The sequence below is a fragment of the Paraburkholderia antibiotica genome, assembly GCF_012927125.1.
Lineage (GTDB): Bacteria > Pseudomonadota > Gammaproteobacteria > Burkholderiales > Burkholderiaceae > Paraburkholderia > Paraburkholderia antibiotica.
In genome coordinates this window covers 12,632-27,536 of the sequence record NZ_JABBFZ010000029.1, presented here as the reverse complement: position 1 = coordinate 27,536, position 14,905 = coordinate 12,632, and the positions used below count along the sequence as shown (strand labels likewise).

14 protein-coding genes are annotated in these 14,905 nt (G+C 64.8%); 11 read left to right on the top strand and 3 right to left on the bottom strand.

The genetic code is table 11. The features are described from left to right. The first annotated feature begins 1 nt into the window (after nucleotide 1). The 5 genes from HHL14_RS30040 to HHL14_RS30020 all read left to right on the top strand — a co-directional run bounded on the left by HHL14_RS30040 (nucleotide 2) and on the right by HHL14_RS30020 (nucleotide 3,481). On the top strand, nucleotides 2-1,195 hold the full coding sequence (locus tag HHL14_RS30040) for an alpha/beta hydrolase family protein (RefSeq protein WP_169501238.1): 1,194 nt from the start codon (nucleotides 2-4) through the stop codon (nucleotides 1,193-1,195). A 15-nt stretch (nucleotides 1,196-1,210) separates the two neighbouring features. After that, nucleotides 1,211-1,501 (top strand): hypothetical protein, encoded by a 291-nt coding sequence (locus HHL14_RS30035; RefSeq protein ID WP_169501237.1) that lies wholly within the window; start codon nucleotides 1,211-1,213, stop codon nucleotides 1,499-1,501. Nucleotides 1,502-1,710: 209 nt separating this feature from the next. Further along, entirely contained in the window at nucleotides 1,711-1,971 is a 261-nt protein-coding gene (locus HHL14_RS30030; protein ID WP_169501236.1) for a DUF1488 family protein, read from the top strand. A 199-nt stretch (nucleotides 1,972-2,170) separates the two neighbouring features. Next, on the top strand, nucleotides 2,171-2,488 hold the full coding sequence (locus HHL14_RS30025; protein WP_169501235.1) for a DUF4148 domain-containing protein: 318 nt from the start codon (nucleotides 2,171-2,173) through the stop codon (nucleotides 2,486-2,488). Between the two features lie 357 nt (nucleotides 2,489-2,845). Next, the gene (locus HHL14_RS30020) at nucleotides 2,846-3,481 is read left to right on the top strand and encodes a carbonic anhydrase (RefSeq protein ID WP_169501234.1); all 636 of its coding nucleotides are present in this window, start codon (nucleotides 2,846-2,848) and stop codon (nucleotides 3,479-3,481) included. Between the two features lie 130 nt (nucleotides 3,482-3,611). Here the strand turns inward: HHL14_RS30020 and HHL14_RS30015 are convergent, their stop codons facing one another. Next, nucleotides 3,612-5,933 carry a PA14 domain-containing protein gene (locus HHL14_RS30015; RefSeq protein WP_329601755.1) on the bottom strand — a complete coding sequence of 774 codons (2,322 nt, stop codon included), beginning with the start codon at nucleotides 5,931-5,933 and terminating at the stop codon, nucleotides 3,612-3,614. Between the two features lie 310 nt (nucleotides 5,934-6,243). Here HHL14_RS30015 and HHL14_RS30010 point away from each other — a divergent pair, with 310 nt between their 5' ends. Beyond that, the gene (locus HHL14_RS30010) at nucleotides 6,244-7,143 is read left to right on the top strand and encodes a DMT family transporter (protein ID WP_169501233.1); all 900 of its coding nucleotides are present in this window, start codon (nucleotides 6,244-6,246) and stop codon (nucleotides 7,141-7,143) included. A 307-nt stretch (nucleotides 7,144-7,450) separates the two neighbouring features. Further along, nucleotides 7,451-8,152, top strand: coding sequence for a DUF4148 domain-containing protein (locus HHL14_RS30005; protein ID WP_169501232.1), 702 nt, complete (start codon nucleotides 7,451-7,453; stop codon nucleotides 8,150-8,152). A gap of 114 nt (nucleotides 8,153-8,266) precedes the next feature. Here the strand turns inward: HHL14_RS30005 and surE are convergent, their stop codons facing one another. After that, nucleotides 8,267-9,046 carry a 5'/3'-nucleotidase SurE gene (gene surE, locus HHL14_RS30000; protein WP_169501231.1) on the bottom strand — a complete coding sequence of 260 codons (780 nt, stop codon included), beginning with the start codon at nucleotides 9,044-9,046 and terminating at the stop codon, nucleotides 8,267-8,269. Between the two features lie 119 nt (nucleotides 9,047-9,165). Between surE and HHL14_RS29995 the strand changes: the two genes are divergently transcribed. From HHL14_RS29995 to HHL14_RS29980, 4 genes are all read left to right on the top strand, one after another. After that, complete coding sequence (locus HHL14_RS29995; RefSeq protein ID WP_169501230.1) at nucleotides 9,166-10,341, top strand: epoxide hydrolase family protein; 1,176 nt, start codon at nucleotides 9,166-9,168, stop codon at nucleotides 10,339-10,341. Between the two features lie 449 nt (nucleotides 10,342-10,790). Next, on the top strand, nucleotides 10,791-12,155 hold the full coding sequence (locus HHL14_RS29990) for a sigma-54 dependent transcriptional regulator (RefSeq protein ID WP_169501229.1): 1,365 nt from the start codon (nucleotides 10,791-10,793) through the stop codon (nucleotides 12,153-12,155). Nucleotides 12,156-12,270: 115 nt separating this feature from the next. Continuing rightward, the gene (locus HHL14_RS29985; RefSeq protein WP_169501228.1) at nucleotides 12,271-13,212 is read left to right on the top strand and encodes a metallophosphoesterase family protein; all 942 of its coding nucleotides are present in this window, start codon (nucleotides 12,271-12,273) and stop codon (nucleotides 13,210-13,212) included. A 36-nt stretch (nucleotides 13,213-13,248) separates the two neighbouring features. After that, complete coding sequence (locus HHL14_RS29980) at nucleotides 13,249-13,635, top strand: cupredoxin domain-containing protein (RefSeq protein ID WP_169501227.1); 387 nt, start codon at nucleotides 13,249-13,251, stop codon at nucleotides 13,633-13,635. Between the two features lie 31 nt (nucleotides 13,636-13,666). Here the strand turns inward: HHL14_RS29980 and HHL14_RS29975 are convergent, their stop codons facing one another. Further along, a complete protein-coding gene (locus HHL14_RS29975) occupies nucleotides 13,667-14,734 on the bottom strand; it encodes an aromatic acid exporter family protein (RefSeq protein WP_169501226.1) in 1,068 nt (355 codons plus the stop codon). Nucleotides 14,735-14,905 lie beyond the last annotated feature (171 nt).

The following is a 14,905-nucleotide window of genomic DNA, read 5'->3' as shown; positions in this document are numbered from 1 at the left end:
CATGTTGCGTCGAAGCCGTAGCGCGCTGTCGTGCGCGTTGGCCTTGTCGTTGTCGATTGCGCCGTCGGCGGCATGGTTGTCGATGTCGATGTTGTTGCCGGTATCGGCGTCGCTGGCGCTGTCCGCACGCGCGAATGCCGAAGCCGCGCCGTCCGGTTGGCACGTCGGCGAAACGGTCCGCGTGTTCCATCCGAGCGCGTCGCGTCATTGGCGTGGCGCGCAAACCGAGGCGCTGGTCACGCGCATCTGGTATCCGGCCGACGCTACGCAGCCCGAGACCGCGCACGAGATCGGCGCGCCCGGCCATCCGATCTTCCTCGGCCATGCGGCCGCCGACGATGCGCCGCTGTCCGCCGCCCACGCGAAGTACCCGTTGCTGCTGTTATCGCATGGCACCGGCGGCAGCGCGGACAGTCTCGACTGGCTGGCGGCGTCGCTGGCCGCGCAGGGGTACATCGTCGCGGGCGTCAATCATCCGGGCAACAATGCGCTGGAGCCGCTTACGCGCGACGGCTTCATGCTGTGGTGGGAGCGCGCGACCGACGTCAGCGAAGTGCTCGACGGCATGCTCGCGGACCCGCGACTCGGCCCGCATGTCGACGCGACGCGGATCGGCGCGCTGGGCTTTTCGCTCGGCGGCTATACGGTGCTCGAACTTGCGGGCGCGCGCACCGATGTCGCCGCATTCGAGCGCTTCTGCACGTCGCCGGCCGCCGACGCGATCTGCACGCCGCCCGAAGCGGCGAAACTTCCGCACGCGCCGGGCGCGTCCGCGCTCACGCTCGATGCGCTATCGCCGGCAACGAAGGCCTCGCGCGCGCGTTCGGGCGATTCGTATCGCGACCCGCGCATCAAGGCCGTGTTCGCGATCGCGCCCGCGCTCGGCGAGGCATTTGATCCGAACGCCTTCGCGGAGGTGACGATTCCGGTCGCGCTGCTCGCGGGCGAGGCCGACGTGACCGCGCCGGTGAATACGAACATTCATCGCATCGCGGGCTTCATGCCGCGGGCCTCGGTGACGATGGTGCCGGGCGCCTCGCACTACACGTTCATGGACGTGTGCGAAGCGGCGGTCATCGAGCGGCTCGCGACCATCTGCCGGGACGGTCCGGGTGTCGATCGTGATGCGGTGCATGCGCAAACCGCGGTACAGGTCCGCGATTTCTTCGCGACGACATTGGCGGCGGGTGCGTAGCGGCGACGCGTTTGCGTGCCGTCGTTGACGAGCGATGAGCGGGCGCGCGGACCACGCGCTCGCAGCTTTTTCCTTCTGCGTTACGTGGTTCGATCTGCTAGCGGCGATAGCACGTCGAGCGGCACTTTCTTATCTTCGCCACCGGGTCTGAGCATCGACGCCAGCGCGAGCAATCCGACCACGCACAGCACGATAGCGATCACCGCTTCAATCGCGATCCTCGCAATCGAAGCTACCAAAACCACCAACGTCCTCACCGCAACGATCAACAATCCGCCGATGAAGATCGGCGGCCACCACTCATGAAGGGCGTAGTATCGACGTGTCGAGCGCGTTCGACGGCTGCTCCGAGGAAGCGTTGCCGCACCGCATCGACAGGGCCGCGCGTGGCGGCTGCGATGAAGTCGGTACGCAGCGGAGCCTGCGCGAGTGAGGTCCGATCGGTCGCGCGGATGCGGCCGGTTTGGCACGACGGTTGCGTAGTCAGGATTCCCTTTGATACATGGAGGACCATTATGAGGATCGAATTCACCGGACGCCGGGAAGTGGTGGCAGCCGCGCGCGTCGCCTTCGAGGCCAATGTGGACGGGGCGGGCGTATGGTGCAGCGTGTCGCTCGACGCGCTCAACGATCATTTCGGCAATGGCAGTCCGTCGGCTCACGATCTGGTGGGGACCTTCGAGGCGAATCGCGCGCGCATTGAAAATGCTACGCGACGCGTGCTCGAACGCAACGGAGGGCAGTCCGTGGAACTCGAAACGCGCGACTTCGACTAGTCGACGCGGTGGCGCGAACGTGTGCCGTGACGGTGCGCATGCGTTCGCCACTTCTCCAGAATCGACAACAATCCGTTCGATGCGCAGCCGTTATTCGTCCGTAAGGTAGCGCCTATATTGAGTGACACCAGCGGTGCAGCACGTGTAGCACGACAAAGCGTAGTGCCGCGGATCCTCAATTACTGGAGCTTGTTTCATCATGAAGTGTTTGTTCAAGGCCGCCGTCATCGGTATGTCCATCGCTGCTTCGGCCGCGGTTTTCGCGCAATCGAATGTCCCCCAATCGAATGCCCCCCTCACGCGTGCACAGGTGCGCGCGGAACTGATCCAGCTCGAGCGCAACGGCTATCACGTCGGCGACGGCGACGAAGCGCATTATCCCGAAGCGATCCAGCAGGCCGAAGCGCGCGTGGCCGCGCAGAACGCCGCTGCAAAAAGCGCCGCTGCGAACGCGTACGGCGGCGCGGCACCGGCGGCATCGCAAGGCGGTCAACCGGCTGCGGCACCCGCGCGCTGAGATCGTTCGTTGCACGGCGAGTCGGTTGCGAATCCATGGGCAGTGAGCCGGCGATGATTCGTGCTGCGGGCAGCGCTGGAAAGGACTCTTCCACGCTAGCGTCTATATCCGCTTCACCCCCACCGCTACAGTAGCAATGCCCGCATCGTCTCCGGTGTGAGCGAGAGAGTTGGCCCCGGCTGGCAGCAGCCGGGGTTTTTTTTATGCACGTTTTATGCACGTTCATGCGCGTACGTCGATGGATGTCGCGGTGCCTTTGCGCGCCACGATTAGCACGACGATTCGCGCGACGATCGGACGGCTGCGGTATAGTCGCGGCAACCAATAAATCGTCTCTTCGCTTCTCTGGAGAATATCGTGCAGGAAATCATCGAAGGTTTGATCCGCTTTCAACGCGAGGTCTTTCCTCAGCAGAGTGCGCTGTTCAAGCGTTTGTCGACCGCACAGAGCCCTAGCACGCTGTTCGTGACCTGTTCGGATAGCCGCGTGGTGCCGGAACTGCTCACGCAGACCGAGCCGGGCTCGCTGTTCGTGATCCGCAATGCGGGCAATATCGTGCCGTCGTACGGACCCGAGCCGGGCGGCGTGTCGGCCACTGTCGAATACGCGGTGGCGGTGCTCGGCGTGCGGGACATCGTGATCTGCGGTCACTCGAACTGTGGCGCGATGACCGCGATTTCGAGCTGCACGAATCTCGAACACATGCCGGCAGTTGCGAGCTGGTTGCGTCACGCGGATGCGGCCAAGGCGATCAACGCATCGCGCCACTACTGCTCGGATGCCGAGCGTCTCGCCGCGCTGGTCAAGGACAACGTGATCGCGCAGCTCGGCAATATCCGCACGCATCCGTCGGTGGCGGTCGGGCTTGCGAACAAGACGCTGCGTCTGCATGGCTGGATCTTCAACATCGAAAGCGGCGAGATGCTCGCGCTCGACGGCAAGACAGGTAACTTTTTGCCGCTCGCGGAAAATCCGGAAATTTATGCCGTCTAAGCGGTACTAAAACGGTACTAAAGCGTGCGACGCGCAATCGATGCGCGTCACTCGCGAACCGTACGTTGAATGAAAAACGCGGCGCACCGATTAAGCGGTGCGCCGCGTTTTTTTTAGGCCGCCGGTTCTATCAGCTTGATGTCACCAGCGAATCGGACGGCACGATCTTCAGCGTGTCCGGGCTCTTCGCGGCCGGGTTCGACCACAGCAGGTGCATGCTGGCCGCGCCGCTGCCGTGCACGTACTCGACCTTGATCGACGCGCGCTGGTTCGCTGCGAGATGCACCTTGCCGCTCGCCGTGCCTTGCGCGGTGCTCGTCTTGTCGATCACCCTGGTGCCGTTGATCCACAGACGCGCGACGTTGTCGCTATCGATCGAGAACGTGTAGTTGCCTTCCTGCGTCGCCTTGATCGCACCGGTCCAGCGCACGCCGTAGTTGGTCGCGTTGATGCCGGCCGACGCGTCAGGCGAGTCGGTGCCGCGTTCGGTGTTCAGATCGAAATCGATCAGCGGTGTAATCGACGTTTTCACCGGCGCCGCGGCGAAGGTCGGGTCGTTGTAGTACGCGACCTGCAGCACCGGCAGCTTGACGTCGAAGCCGCCCGTCAGCGCCTGGGTCTCCGAGGTTTGCCACGGATGGCCGTCCGGGTAGATGGTCCCCTGGAACGGCGTCGCCGGTTCGACCGTCGCGGGCGCGTCCGGCACCTGGCCCCAGTGGAAGCGCGTATTGGTGCGGCCGATCATCAGCTCCCACACGATAAAGCCCGTGCTGCCGCCGTAGTTCGCGACGATGCCCGGCATCGTTTGACCCGCGGTGCCTTCGAAGCCGCGTTGCAGCGTCTCCGAGTTCAGCGCGCTGATGCTGCTGCCGTTCACCGGACCCGTGTACGGATTGCCATACGGATGGAACGCGTAGAAATCGGAAAAATAGCTGCCTTCGTCTTCCTGCACCTGCGGCGCGTTGATCGGCTGCGTCGCGCCCGCGTTGAGGATCGCGATGCGCGCATCGTTCATCAGCACCGCGCGGGTGTTCTGCAATGAGCCGTTACCGCTGCAGCCGGGCTCGTTCATCGTCTCCCAGAAGATGATGCGCGGGTCGTTGCGATGCGGCGCGACGAAGTCGGTGATATAGCTCGCGAGGCTCTGCTTGTAGGTGATCGACGAGTTCGCGGCGCTCGGCTGGAAATACGCCTGCTCGACCGGCGTGCCCGGCGACTGCACCCAGCGGCTGTTATGCACGCCCCAGACCGGCGCGGCCTGCGGGCCGTACTGCGGATTCGCGTCCCAGCAGTCGTCGTAGAAGATCGGCGAGACCTTGATGCCGTGACGCGCGGCGATCTTCAGCAGGTTCTCGAATTTGCTCAGGAATGCGACGCGATCGTTGGCCCACACGAGATAGTGCAAATACACGGCGATCGTGTTCATGCCGTAGGTCTGCGCATAGGTGAGCTCGCGGTTGACGATCTCGGGATCGTAGTTCTCCCAGAAGTCGATCGCGTTGACCGCGTTGGACGGCGTGTAGACCGCACCGACCACCTTCGAGAAGTCGTAGGCGGGCGAAGTCACGGTCGGATAGGTATGGATCGTGATGTTGCTGAACGACGCGCCGACGCCGAAGCGCCGCAGCCCGAAGCTGCCTTTCTGGAATGTCGCGGGCAGCGCGTTGGTCGCGTCGTTGACGCTGATCACGCGCTGGCCGTCGAGGTCGACGAGGATCGCGTTGCCGCTCGTCGTTACCTTCAGATGATGCGTGCTGCCGCCGACCACCGAGGCGACCGGGTACTGGATGAAGTTGGTCCAGTTGTTGTTCTGGCGGCCCACCACGACCGTGTGCGTGCCGGTGTCGAGGCCGACGTAGTAGCCAGTCAGGCTGTCCGGGCCGCCGGCGGTCGGGTTGGTCGTGCGCACGATGAAGCCCGCGTTGGCGGCGCCCGTGCCGACTGGCGCGCTGACGGTCAGGTCCGCTTCGTACGACGCGGTCGCGTAGGTGCCGGCGAGTGCCACGGCCTTGTCGCCGGCGCCGGTGCCATTGGCGGGCGGCGCGTCGATCACGATCGTCGATGCGTTGCTGCCCGGGTGCCACGTGCTCGCCGAGCCCGGCGCGAGATAGCTGGTGAAGTCGCCGAACGACAGCGTCGTAGTCGACACCGGCGAGGGCGCCGCGGGGGGCGTGTAGGGCGCCAGGTTCAGCGTCGGATCGGCGATCACGAGCGGCGGGGTGGTCGTCTTCATGCCGACCGGGATCGCCTTCGCGGCCTTGAACTCTTTCTGTACGTCGGACGCGTCGACCTGCGCCGCGGAGGCGGCAGAAGCGGTCGAGGCGGATGAGGCCGCGGTCGCGTCGATCGCATTGACCTGCTTGTCCGCGCTCGTCGCCGGATTCGACGAACCGTCGTTGCCACCGCATGCGCTCAGCATCGCGAGCGTCGCCAGCACCATGTAATTGCGCACCTTCTATCTCCTGAGGTCCCCGTTTAGTTGATGGTCATAATTATTATTAAAAACACCTACGGCCAGACTCGCAGAGCGGGATTCTGCGATCAGGTAGAAATCGATATGAATAATATTATTAGTTTCGGCGGGCTGTATCGGTGAATACCCGGCATTGTCAGGAAAGGCGGCGGCGGGGTCGGTGGGGGCGTATGCGGCGGCGGATCATGTCCAATGAATAAATCGACGTGCGACCTGGGAAAGCCAGGCAGGTAACGGAAAAGGTACGGGCATAATCGACGTTCCTCACCGCCCCCACCCGAACACCACCATGCCGCCTGTTGCCGCCGTCCGCTCAAGCGTCGTGCCGTTGCGCAGCGTCGCGCTGATCCTTGTGTCGATGTTCTGCTTCGCGCTCGTCGATGCATTGGCGAAGTCGCTTGCGCTGGCTTACCCGGCCAATGAAGTCACGTTTTTTCGTATGCTGTTCGGGCTGTTCCCCGCAGTGGCGATGTGTTTGCGCGGCGAGCCGCTCGCCGAGCGTCTGCGGCAACTGGACGTGCGCGGCCAGACCCTGCGCGCGCTGACGCTACTCGGGGCGTCGGGACTGTTCTTCGCGGGGTTGCCGTATATGCCGCTTAGCGAGGCGGTCGCGATCGTCTATTCGGAGACCTTGCTGGTGATCGTGCTGGCGCCGCTGCTGCTGAAGGAAACGCTGAAGCCGCGCGATGCGCTGGCGGCCGCGATTGGCTTCGCCGGTGTGCTGTTCGTAGTGCGCCCCGACGGCTCGCATTCGAGCTGGCTGGGGCCGGCGTTGCTGATCGCGAGCGCGTTATGCGGTGCGCTGTCGATCATCCAGATCAAGCGCATCAAGGCCAGCGACGATTCGGGCGTGACCGTACTGTATTTCACGATGGTCGGCACGCTGGTGATGAGCGTGTCGCTGCTGTTTGCGTGGCGCACGCCGTCGTTCGAGGCGCTCGCGATCATGGCCATGCTCGGCGTGTTCGCGACCGCCGGCCAGCTACTGATGACGATGGCTTTCCGCCAAGCCGACGCGGGCGCGCTCGCGCCCTACAACTACACGAGCATTGTCTGGGCGGCGCTATTCGGCTATCTGGTGTGGGGCGAAACGATCGGCGGGCTGTCATTGTTCGGGATCGCGCTGATTGTCGGCAGTTCTATCGTGGTGGCGATGCGCGGCAAGCCGGAAGAGGGGCCGCTGGTGTAACCGTTAAGCCGCGCTGGGCGCGACCGGGATGGAGGGCAACACGACCGGCCATTTCGGACACACCCACGGCCAGATCCGCCGATTCGTCGTGTGATACGCGGAAAGCGAAGACTCGCGGCTGCGGATTCGCTCACACTCCGTGATGAGTCGGTCGACTTCGCGAGCGGCCGTGACGGTGGCATTCGACGCGGCGGCGCGAGCGGCGCTTTCATGCATCCGGGCGGCTGGGCAGCGGTGGAATCGCGCGTCGACTTCGTACGTCGGCTCAAAAGAACAGAGGGAGCCAGTCTTGTACAACGAACCCATCATGGCGGTGTGCACGGGTCTTGTCGTCGGCGCGGTGGCGCTTGGGGCGTATGTGTCGCAGTCGGAAGGCGGTTGGTTGTCGGCCGACGAAATCAGCCGCATCGAGGCCGCGAGCATCCGGGCGAACGCAGCGTCAGGACGGATCGGCAGTCTCGATGAAACGATGCCGGACGACCAGGCGCTGCGCAGGAGCGCGCTGCGCAACGACCTGAACGCGATCAGCCCGCTGCAGCCGGGTGAAGGCGTCGATACCCGGCTTCCTCAGATACAGCCGGGCGATGCACGGCCGGCGCCGCAGACGACGAGCCAGCCGTCGCCGCCGACGACAAAACCGAAGCGAACCCAAACGGCGAAGAGCGCGCATTCGCGCGAGAGCCGCGCGGTGCTGCGCGCGCAGGTGAGAAGCGCGGCTGTCCTCGCGAAGAAGCCGCGATCGGCGCAAACGGTGGGGGCGGTTTCAGGGGGAACGTCAGGGGGCACATCGGGATCCAGCTCGGGATCGATCTTCGGCGTGGACCGTGCGTGGCTGCTGAACAGTCGCGGGCTGCACTCCGTCGAAGCCGGCAACGCGCCGAAAACCCGCGCGCAGGTCCGCGCGGAACTGGCCCGCGCCCGCGAGGACGGCAGCATGCCGGCGTTCGGCAATCCCAATCCGATGGGGCCGGCGGGCGCGCCGAATCAGCGTTTCGCGGAACGCCCGTAGGTGGCCTGAGGCTGCGTAAGTGCTAGCCGAGTGCCGTCTGAGTCTCGCCTGAGTCCCTCCTGACTTGGGTTCCACCTGAGTACCAGCCAGGCGCCCCCCAAGCCCCCGAGCACCTCAGCGCAACGACGCGGCGAGCCGCTTGAAGGTCGCGTCGTCGGTGCGATCGAACGCGAGCGGCGTGACCGATACGCGTCCCGCCGCGATGGCCGCCGTCTCGCTGTCGGGATCGTTGGCGTGTGCGCCGCGCTGAAAACGCAGCCAGTGATAGGGGATCCCGCGCGGGTCCATCTCCGCCTGCACATCGATCCCCTCGACGAGTCCGACGCCCTGGCGCGTGAGCGTCAGCGGACGGGCGTCGGCGGCGTCGACGTCGGGGAAGTTGATGTTCAGGCAGGTCGGCGCCGCATGCTCGATCGCGAGCAACTGACGGATCACGCCGGGCGCGAGCGTGCGCGCGGTGTCCCAGCGCACGCGTTCGCGATCGCGGAAGGTCTGGCTCAGCGCGAACGACGGCAGCCCGAGCAGCAGACCCGTCATCGCCGCGCCGACGGTGCCCGAAAACATCGTTTCGATGCCGAGATTGGCACCGCGATTGACGCCCGACAGCACCAGCGACGGCGGCGTCTCACGCATCAGATGGCGCACGCCCATCACCACGCAATCGCCGGGCGTGCCGCTCACGCCGAAGCGGCGCTCGCCCTGACGGCTCACGCGCAGCGGCGAATGCAGGCTGATCGAATGCGAGGTACCGCTCTGGTCGTGTTCGGGCGCGACCACCCAGACTTCGTGCGCGAGTTCCGCGGCGACCGCTTCGAGCACGGCGAGCCCGGGCGCGTCGATGCCGTCGTCGTTGGTCAACAGCACACGCGGCAACTTGGATTCGTAGGCGGACATCGCGTCAATTTCCTCTAGTGTGGAATATGAATAGGGACGCCCATTATCCGGCTTTCGTCCGACGCGGGTACGATGGCAGGGACGCTTCACCTTTGCGCCTCCGAGCCGGACCGACCACCATGCAGATAGAGCCGTTTGAGATTGCCATCGCTGATCACGAACTCGACGATCTACGCCATCGTCTGCGCGCGACCCGCTGGGCGCCGGCCACGCCCGCGCCCGCCTGGCAGCAGGGCGCCGACTCCGCGTGGTTGCGCGAACTGGCGAGCTACTGGGCGGGGCAGTTCGACTGGCGCGCGGCCGAACGCAAGCTGAACCGCCTGCCGCAATTTCTCGCCGACGTGAACGGCCAGACCGTGCACTTCGTGCATCGGCGCGGCGCCGGCCACGCGCCCGGCTTCAAGCCTTATCCGCTCGTGATCACGCACGGCTGGCCCGGCTCGTTCTTCGAGTTTCACGCGCTGCTCGATCAGCTATGCGACCCGGCCGCGTTCGGCGCCGATCCCGCCGATGCGTTCGACGTCGTCACGCCGTCGCTGCCCGGCTTCGCGTTTTCGCCGGCGCCCGCGCAGGCAGGCATGTCGGCGTTTCAGGTCGCGGACCGGTGGGCAACGCTGATGCGCGGCCTCGGTTACGAGCACTTCGGCGCGCAGGGCGGCGATCTCGGCGCGGGCGTATCGATCGCGCTGGCCGTGCGTCATCCGCACGCGGTCGACGGCATCCATCTGAACTTCCTGCCGAGTTCGTACGAGCCCGCGACCGATGCGGACCGGCAGCCGCTGACGCCCGACGAGCAGGACTATCTGCGTGAAAAGAACGACTGGGCCGCGCTCGAAGGCGGCTATGCGCATCTGCACGGCACCAAACCATTGACCGTGGCGGCGTCGCTGAACGATTCGCCGCTCGGGCTCGCCGCGTGGATCGGCGAGAAGTTTCGCGCGTGGAGCGATTGCGGCGGCGACATCGAGCGGGTGTTTTCGCAGGACGAGTTGCTCACCAATATCTCGCTCTACTGGTTCACGCAGTGCATCGGCCCGGCAATGCAGATGTATTGGGAGAATCGTCTGCAGCCGATGCGTTTCGCCGACGGCCAGCGCGTCGACACGCCGCTCGGCTTCGCGCGATTTCCGAAGGAGATCAATCATCCGCCGCGCAGTTGGCTCGAACGGACTTTCAACGTCGTGCAATGGAGCGACATGCCCGAGGGCGGCCACTTCGCGGCGATGGAACAGCCCGCGTTGCTGGCGGCCGAAATCCGCAAGTTCTTCAGGCCGTTGCGGGCAAAAGGGGGTTGAGTGCGGACCGAGTGCGGGGGCCGCACAAGCGGTCGCTAGCAGCGACACATAGCAGCGCGGCATGTGCAAAAAACGCACAACAAGTACACTCAAATCTGTAGCCGCAATTGTTACAAATCGATGCAAATGTCAATTCATCGCGCACTAGAAAATCACCACAACCCTGCCAGATAAGGACTTCGCGCCTTAGACGTGGAACCAATTATTAAATATCGTCAGGTCGAGTGGAAAGCGCGGCATCGACACGTATGATCGATTCATCATTCATAACGTATCGGGCTGCTGACAGCCTGTGCGCCGCCCAAAAAATAGCCCCTCCCCGCCAATTCCTCCTCCCTCGAGGCGAGCTGGCGTGCCATTGGGACCCGCGATACCCGGCGGGCAAGAGGCTCCGGCGCAGTACCTGTCAAGGCGGGCGTCAGTAAAGCCGCAGCAGGAGAACCAGAGCAATGCAGAAAGTTAAAGCCTACCCGAGGCGCGTGATCTATTTCACGCGCGATCCCGCACCGCAATTGCTGGCGGATATCCAGAAACGCGATTGGGAAGTCGAGGTGATCGACTCCGTGCACAGCGTGCGCAGCGCCGTGCAGGACGGCGCGCCAGCGGGCGGTCTTGTCGATCTCGCCAGCGTGCTCGAATTGCACGACGCGAGCGCGCTGCAGACCTGCCTCGCGCTGCCGAACGTCGGCTGGGTCGCGATGGCCGAAACCCCGCAACTCGATGACCCCACCACGCGCCGCCTCGTGCGCGACTACTGCTTCGATTACGTGACGTTGCCCGCGGCCAATACGCGGATCGTCGATACCGTCGGCCACGCGTGCGGCATGATCTCGCTCGGCGAGCCCGCGTTTCTCGATACGTCGAGCGCCGAAGGCGAAATGATCGGCACCTGCGAGGCGATGCTCGCGCTGTTCCGTTCGGTCCGCAAGGTCGCGGTGACCGATGCGCCGGTGTTCATCTCCGGCGAATCGGGCACCGGCAAGGAGTTGACGGCCGCGGCGATTCACGCGCGCTCGGCGCGCCGCAACGCGCCGTTCGTCGCGATCAATTGCGGCGCGATTCCGCCCTCGCTGTTGCAGTCGGAGCTGTTCGGCCACGAGCGCGGCGCGTTTACCGGCGCGAATCAGCGGCGTATCGGCCGCGTCGAGGCGGCTAACGGCGGCACGCTGTTTCTCGACGAAATCGGTGATCTGCCTTACGAGAGCCAGGCGAGTCTGCTGCGCTTCCTGCAGGAAAATACGATCGACCGGCTCGGCGGCGAGTCGTCGATCAATGTCGACGTGCGCATCATCTGCGCGACCCACGTCGATATGGAAGCCGCGATCGAAGCGGGGCGCTTCCGCTCGGACCTGTATCACCGGCTGTGCGTGCTGCGTATCGACGAGCCGCCGCTGCGCGCGCGCGGCAAGGACATCGAACTGCTCGCGCTGTACGTACTCGAGCGCTATCGCAAGGACGCGAGCCGGCGGCTGTACGGTTTCTCGCCCGACGCGATCATGGCGATGCACGGCTACGACTGGCCCGGCAACGTGCGCGAGCTGCTCAACCGCGTGCGGCGCGCGATCGTGATGTCGGAAGGGCGCACGATCACCGCCGAGGATCTCGAACTGTCCGCGTATGCGACGACGTCTACCGCGACGCTGGCCCAGGCGCGCGAAGCCGCCGAGCGCCAGGCGATCGAAATGGCGCTGCTGCGTCACCGCGGACGGTCGAGCGACGCCGCGCGCGAGCTCGGCATTTCACGCGCGACGCTGTACCGGCTGATCGCGGCGCACGGCATGCGCTACGGCGAAGAGAGCGAAGTGCAGCACTGAGCCGCCCCACCCGAAAAATCACCCGCCGCGCGGGAATAAAACCCGCGCGACACCAGTCTTGCCTCACGAACCCGGTCCGGTGGCCGGTTCTGCGAATCTTCATCGTGAGGTCATCATGTCGTCCCATTCTTCCTTCGATCCGGCGCGACGCGGCGCGCTGAAATGCCTGGCATTCGGTGGCCTCGGCACCGTGTTCATGCTGTCGGGCGGCGTGCTGACGCCGGTCGAACTGGCGCTTGCCGCCGACGCCAAAACCGCGCCTGCGGCCGGCGTGCCGCTGTTCCTGCAGATCAGCGACACGCATATCGGTTTCAACAAGGAAGCGAATCCCGACGTCGCGGGCACGCTGAAACAGACGATCGACTTCGTCAACGCGATGCCGGCGCGCCCGCCGCTCGCGATCCACACCGGTGACATCACCCATCTGTCGAAGGCCTCGGAGTTCGATCTGGCCGCGCAACTGATGTCGGGCCTGAAAATCCCCGAGCTGCACACGGTGCCCGGCGAGCACGACGTCACCGACGGCCCCGGCACCGAGTACTTCAACCGCTTCGGCAAGGCCTCGGATAACCGCGGCTACTACAGCTTCGATCACCAGGGCGTGCACTTCGTCGGTCTCGTCAACGTGATGCACTTCAAGCCGAACGGCCTCGGCGGTCTCGGCGACGAACAGCTGGCGTGGCTCGAAAACGATCTGAAAGGGCGCTCGTCGAGCACGCCGGTCGTGGTGTTCGCGCACATGCCGATGTGGACGATCTACGAGCCGTGGGGTTGGGGCACTGGCGACGCCGGCCAGGCCATGAGTTATCTGAAGCGCTTCGGCTCGGTGACGGTATTGAACGGCCACATCCATCAGATCGTGTCGAAGGTGGAGGGCAACATCACGTTCCATACCGCGCGCTCGACTGCCTATCCGCAACCGGGCGCGGGGCAGGGCGAAGGCCCGGGGCCGCTGAAAGTCGCGAGCGACCAGTTGCCGAAGATGCTGGGCGTGACGAGCGTCAGCATTGCGCGTCATCCGCTGAAGGCGACGCTCGACGACACGACGCTCGCCTGATGGCGCGTGCCTTTCTCAATGCTCTGGAGATCAGCGATGCAAATCAATCTGATGGGCCGCGCGCTGCTGGTTGTGCTCGGCAGCCTGGCGATTCTGGCGGTGTCGGCGGGGCTCGGCTTCGCGCAATCGACGATGCCCATGCCGATGCCCATGCAAAAACAGACCGTCGCGCAAACGCCCAACGCGATCGTCATCAAGAACTTCATGTTCATGCCGATGGCGCTGACCGTCAAGGTCGGCTCGACGGTGACCTGGAAGAATCTCGACGGCGAGCCGCACACGGTCGTCAACGACGCGGGCATGTTCCGCTCGGCCGCGCTCGATCAGAACGACACGTATCAGTTCAAGTTCGACAAGCCTGGCGTGTACCGGATTTTCTGCGGCATCCATCCGAACATGAAGGCGACCATCACCGTGCAATGAGCGATTCAATGGGCAATGCAACGCCCGCCGCTCACGCGGTATGCATGTCGCTCAGCCGGCACAGCAGAATCCCATAGCCGGTCAGATGCCCGAGGTACACGCTGGTAAACACGTTCGACGCCGGCAGGTCCCCGGTCAGCTGACGCAGATCTTCCATCTGCAGAGGCGGTGTGGTGAGCGGTTCGCGCTCGACCCGCAGGTCGGCCGCTTCGGCGAGTTGCCGGTGCGTGTTCACGAGCGTCCTGAGCCGTGCGAGAAACGCTTCGCGCCACGCGGCATCGAGCGCGGCGAACTGGTCGTGAAAGGTGTCCATCGTTTCGAGGAAGTTGACCAGCGAGTCGAAGGTCTCCTGATAGGCGGCGAACACGGGCAGCCGTACGCGATTGCGCGCGAGGTGCGGCGACACCCATGCCTGATCGAGATCGTTTTTCAGCAGCAGGTGCGCCTGCTTCAGATTCGTGCTGAGCGCGCGCAGCTTCGCGGTGGCGGGCTTGATCTGCGCCTTGTCCAGTTTGCCGTCGGCCAGTTGCGCGACGATGTCCGTGGCCTGATCGTTACCGTCGTTGACGAGCGTATTGGCCCAGTAGCCGTGATCGGGCGGAAACGCGATCTGCTGGAGGATGAAGCCGAGAAACATGCCGAGCACGACGCCGATCAGGCGCTGTTCGAGCAGCGGAATGTGCTCGCCGGTATAGAGCACCAGCGTGATCGGCACCGTGATGCTGGTCATCTGGAACAGCGACGGCCGCAGCGCGACGATGCTGAAGATCACCACCGGCAGCAGCGCCGCGCCGAGCCACAGATGCGGCGCGGTCAGCCAGATCAGCAGCGTGCCGATCGGCATCGCCACCACGTTGGAAAACACCCGCTTGTAGAAGTAGCTGCGGGCCGCCGAAATCGAGCTGCCGAGCGCGAGCGTCAGCATCGTCGAACCGGCCAGCGGCACGGCCGCGTCGGGATAGCCGAGCAGGGAGGGGATGCCGAAACCGATCCACAAACCGAGCGTCAGCTTGGCGTACTTGGCGGTCTCGGAAAGCGAAAAACGCGCGAGCGAGCGGCGAAACGGCGTGAGCGGTTTGTGCTGATACACGTTGGACATGATGTTTATGCTGACGATGACGTGAAATCCGACATGGGCACCGAAGCGCGCGTTCTGGCCGGAGCGGCCCGGCTTCGCGATGCGCGCGGACGAGACCTTACCACTAGCCGCCGACGATTTCGGGAATCCGCGCGGCGACTCTCTCGATGCCAACAGCCGTTTCAATTGGGG

What these genes read in the sequence shown, in the direction of transcription:
- HHL14_RS30040 (WP_169501238.1), top strand. Translation starts at nt 2, where the DNA reads ATGTTGCGTCGAAGCCGTAGCGCGCTGTCGTGCGCGTTGGCCTTGTCG.
- HHL14_RS30030 (WP_169501236.1), top strand. Translation starts at nt 1,711, where the DNA reads ATGAGGATCGAATTCACCGGACGCCGGGAAGTGGTGGCAGCCGCGCGC.
- HHL14_RS30025 (WP_169501235.1), top strand. Translation starts at nt 2,171, where the DNA reads ATGAAGTGTTTGTTCAAGGCCGCCGTCATCGGTATGTCCATCGCTGCT.
- HHL14_RS30010 (WP_169501233.1), top strand. Translation starts at nt 6,244, where the DNA reads ATGCCGCCTGTTGCCGCCGTCCGCTCAAGCGTCGTGCCGTTGCGCAGC.
- HHL14_RS30005 (WP_169501232.1), top strand. Translation starts at nt 7,451, where the DNA reads ATGGCGGTGTGCACGGGTCTTGTCGTCGGCGCGGTGGCGCTTGGGGCG.
- surE (WP_169501231.1), bottom strand. Translation starts at nt 9,046, where the DNA reads ATGTCCGCCTACGAATCCAAGTTGCCGCGTGTGCTGTTGACCAACGAC.
- HHL14_RS29995 (WP_169501230.1), top strand. Translation starts at nt 9,166, where the DNA reads ATGCAGATAGAGCCGTTTGAGATTGCCATCGCTGATCACGAACTCGAC.
- HHL14_RS29990 (WP_169501229.1), top strand. Translation starts at nt 10,791, where the DNA reads ATGCAGAAAGTTAAAGCCTACCCGAGGCGCGTGATCTATTTCACGCGC.
- HHL14_RS29985 (WP_169501228.1), top strand. Translation starts at nt 12,271, where the DNA reads ATGTCGTCCCATTCTTCCTTCGATCCGGCGCGACGCGGCGCGCTGAAA.
- HHL14_RS29980 (WP_169501227.1), top strand. Translation starts at nt 13,249, where the DNA reads ATGCAAATCAATCTGATGGGCCGCGCGCTGCTGGTTGTGCTCGGCAGC.
- HHL14_RS29975 (WP_169501226.1), bottom strand. Translation starts at nt 14,734, where the DNA reads ATGTCCAACGTGTATCAGCACAAACCGCTCACGCCGTTTCGCCGCTCG.